At 31.2% G+C, this 3,752-nt stretch carries 5 protein-coding genes and 1 pseudogene; all 6 read right to left on the bottom strand.

The window, feature by feature from the left end:
* Positions 1-237: 237 nt before the first annotated feature.
* Complete coding sequence (locus tag ACK4M9_RS22650; RefSeq protein WP_409855047.1) at positions 238-723, bottom strand: IolE/MocC family protein; 486 nt, start codon at positions 721-723, stop codon at positions 238-240.
* Positions 724-936: 213 nt separating this feature from the next.
* Entirely contained in the window at positions 937-1,716 is a 780-nt protein-coding gene (locus tag ACK4M9_RS22645) for a hypothetical protein (RefSeq protein WP_409855046.1), read from the bottom strand.
* Positions 1,717-1,843: 127 nt separating this feature from the next.
* Positions 1,844-2,281, bottom strand: a complete 438-nt coding sequence (locus ACK4M9_RS22640) for a hypothetical protein (RefSeq protein WP_409855045.1) — start codon at positions 2,279-2,281, stop codon at positions 1,844-1,846.
* Positions 2,282-2,462: 181 nt separating this feature from the next.
* Positions 2,463-2,708 (bottom strand): annotated as a pseudogene (locus tag ACK4M9_RS22635) (SMI1/KNR4 family protein); the annotation flags it as partial.
* A 136-nt stretch (positions 2,709-2,844) separates the two neighbouring features.
* A complete protein-coding gene (locus ACK4M9_RS22630) occupies positions 2,845-3,312 on the bottom strand; it encodes a VOC family protein (RefSeq protein ID WP_409855044.1) in 468 nt (155 codons plus the stop codon).
* A 211-nt stretch (positions 3,313-3,523) separates the two neighbouring features.
* Positions 3,524-3,691 carry a hypothetical protein gene (locus ACK4M9_RS22625; protein WP_409855043.1) on the bottom strand — a complete coding sequence of 56 codons (168 nt, stop codon included), beginning with the start codon at positions 3,689-3,691 and terminating at the stop codon, positions 3,524-3,526.
* Positions 3,692-3,752: the final 61 nt, after the last annotated feature.

Genomic DNA, 3,752 nt, shown 5'->3' with positions numbered 1-3,752 from the left:
TTATTATCTAGTGTGACCACACCACCAACTAGTGTAATGTTAATCCCTAGTAGCATCAGCTTCAAACCAGAAACCCCTTTTTTAATACGTCTTAAAATTAAAATTAAAAATATAACACTTAGACCTATTACTAGTGCTAAGAATTTAAATTCTGCTGGCACACTATCTCCCCTTTTTTTCAATGAATTTACTTAACCGGATTCTTTAATTCAACTAAGCTTCCGTTAGTTAAATTATCTATTTTGTTTTAAATGTTAATTCTTGCCCACTAGGTTTTTCCGCTCTATAAATGACAATATTACTCTCGCTTTTTATATCAAAATAGGCATCGTAATTATCCCATAAGTTCAATTTTTTAGAATAAATCACAACACCTTCTAAAATTTCGTTAAATAAATTTATTGCTTCTTCTTCAGAAGGTGCTTCGTTAAATAAAAAACTAAAAGTGACTTCACTTACATTACTATCGGTTGTTAAAGATGGTGTTATTTCTATCCCCCAAGATTGACCAACTGCTTCCTGAGTTTCTTTAACGGCTTCCCACACTTTTTTATGGGGGGCATTAATTAAACCAGATACCAGGAGAAGCATAACGATTAGCATACTACCAAGAATCAATTTACTTCTTCTAGTCACACTTTTTTGTTTCTTCCACTTAACAAGAGTAATAAAGAGAAAAATAAAAATTAAAGCGATTAGTAAATACCATGTTATTATTCCCATTAACTTACCTCCTTTTATTTGGATTCATATTATCTACTCTTCTTTGATGATTAAGGTTTCAATTTTATATAACTAGTTATTACATATTTTAGTTATTCACTAACTGCTTCAATAGTTGAAGAAGCAACAGCTCTGTTCCGCACTCGCTCTCGTTTGTTTAATAAAGTTCGTTTTATTTAACAGAAAAAAATACTAGTAAGTTGTTTATTTATTTCAATAAGGTAATTCTCCCGAATGAAGATAATTAATCCATTGTGCTCCTGTAAGTTGACAATTGCCAGTATGGATTTCAACATTTGAAAATTCTGCTATTACTTTTGTTAATGCTACCCATAAGTGTGTTTCAGCATCATATTTATTTATTGAGATAGAAAAACCCACTTCATTATTTTGTACGTGTTCTATTAGAACTCCGAATTGTGTATATGGAAATTTACTTGTTTCTTGAAGAAACCAACCCGAATAATCTGGGTAAGGAACTTGTTCCGGTAATTTTATTTTACTCCCGCCATATCTCCAAGAAACCACTAAGCCCATTTTACTTAGTTTTTCAATCCAAGTAACTGGCTTTGGCAACTCGAATCCATATACTTCTGCGTATAAAGAGTTATCACTGACCCAAGGTTTAGTAATTTTTTGAATATATCTAGGTTCTTCAACACATATTTCCTCACAGTAGATTTGTACAGTTTGAGGTAAATCTATTTCAATTCCTAACCCACAGTTTGTTTCAATATGAGTTATACCCTCAATACAATGTTCAGGATTATGTTTAAATTTATTTTCAAAATTTTTTACGCCTTTAGCAATAATTGAATATTCCTTTAACACTTTTGGAGTCCCAGCAACATAATTGCCTTCTACTTGAAAACCGATACACAAAGTAACTGTGCTTTCATCAATCTTTTTTATGTATGAAACGTACCCATCCTCAAAATAAAAGTTTTCATTTAGCCAATTAGCTAAATCCTCAAATTTCCTTATGATCAACATTATTACACGCTCCAAAAATAATTACGTTATTATTTATATCTATATTATTTCTTCTTCAACTATTCTGCACGTTAGCACCATAACAACAGCCACGGCAGCTTGTTAAACTATTGGAGCCTTCGTTACTTTAAGAAGATATACCTTTCTTATAATTTAAAATCATATATATTCTTCTTAAAAGATAACCACATAAACAACTTACATATAACAATAAAATACTTAACATTTCCAATCTAAGAGAAGGCATTATATCAAAGAAATACCTAATCCCACCATAAATAGGAATTGTAAAAACAATTGCAACAGGATAGTAAACAAAAAACATTGCAAAGATACCAAAAACCAACAGAAAAGCACCAACACCAAAATAACAAGTTAGATAAAATAAAAAGACGAAGGGATGACTTTTTGCCCCTAACATCCCATATCCCAACCATAGGATTATAAATAAAATAGATGAAAATGCTTGTAAGAATCCTGGTTCACTATTCATAACGAAAGAATTATAATTTATTAGACCGAAAAATGCTGAAACTATTATGATAATTATAAAATGCTTATGCATATTCCCTCCTGTTAAATCAACCTGCTCTTTACTTGAATAAGTAAACTTTAACACTATCTACCAATTACAAAAAGAAAATTTAAAGAAAATTTAATGGACCCGGTTTAATATGCAAACAGGTCCATCACTGCCAAATTTTTTACTAAACATCCGTTAGTTTAGTAACGTTATTTTCCATGCACTCAATCATAGCTTCTTCTCTAATTTCAGTGTTTTGTCTAACAATATCATCCCAAGTCTTTGTAGGGTTTCTTTGGTCTTTGATAGGAAAAAGGATCCATTCACCTATTTCTGCATTATTAACTAACTTGAAAAGTTCTTTATATTGTTCTGGAAAAACTGCACCTAACTTATCCTCTGCTGCTTTTATATCAGATTCATCTACTCTAGCTATCCTTGTATGAATTAAGTCTCTTACATCTTTCATTTAAACAACACCCACTTCGTCAGTTTAAAGAGAATATTTAACTTCTATTAGCATCCCCTTTTTCCACTAAACTGTTTAAAAATGAAAGAAACGATCCTCTTGTTGAATAATCGCTCTCATTAATGAAAGAGTTTATTTAAGGGTAAACATCTTCGTTTAACTTCTCCCACTCGCTTAAATACATTCGGTTTGTAATATTTTTACGGTTAGGGATCTTACATATAAGTTCAAGACTATTGCCATCAGGGTCGTTAAAGTGGATTTTTGCATGAGCCATACCATGATGAGCCATAACAAATGGCTCTATTGGCTCAAATCCAAATGCTTCTCTAGGTTCACAACCTCTTTCATTCAACCACACAACTGATTTTTTTAGCCCTTCTAAAGAAACTTGAAAAGCTATGTGCCTTATAGAAGGGTGATATTCAAGTTCAACCTTATCTGTTTCCCATAATCCCAGCCAGCCTTTACCTTTTTCAATCCAAAAAAAAGCTAATTTATCCTCATGGCTATGTGAAAATTCTAAGCCTAGTTTTTTATAATATTCAATTGAACGCTTTAAATTTCTTACTGGCAAATGTGCTTCATATAGTCCTAGTATCATTGATATTACCTCCATAAAAATCAGCTCTTCTTTTATTTCTTTTTGTTAAACAATCCTACTTCTTTACTTGAATAAGTAAATTTTAACACTATCTACCAATTACAAAAAGACAATTTTAAAGAAAAATAAAAGGACCTGGTTTAAAATGCAACCAAGCCCATCACTGCCAAATTTTTTGCTAAAGCACTCCGTTTGTTGAATAATTGTAAACTTAATTGTATAAAGAAAAATAAATGCTAACCAATATTATGATAAGAATAACAGCTCTAATCCAGATTAACTTATTACTAATTCCAGCTTTCTTTTCTAAGTAGTATATATTGTTTTTGTCAATATTAATTTGAGCCATTGTGATCACTTCAAAAGTGAGCCACTTCATATAATTCACCTCCCATTAATGGAGGAGAATGGAAGTTTTGGGAGAGCCAACACTCCCAAAA

It is taken from the genome of Anaerobacillus sp. (assembly GCF_046314235.1).
Classification (GTDB): domain Bacteria; phylum Bacillota; class Bacilli; order Bacillales; family Anaerobacillaceae; genus Anaerobacillus.
The sequence above is the reverse complement of the archived record's forward strand: the minus strand, read 5'-3'. Positions and strand labels throughout refer to the sequence as shown.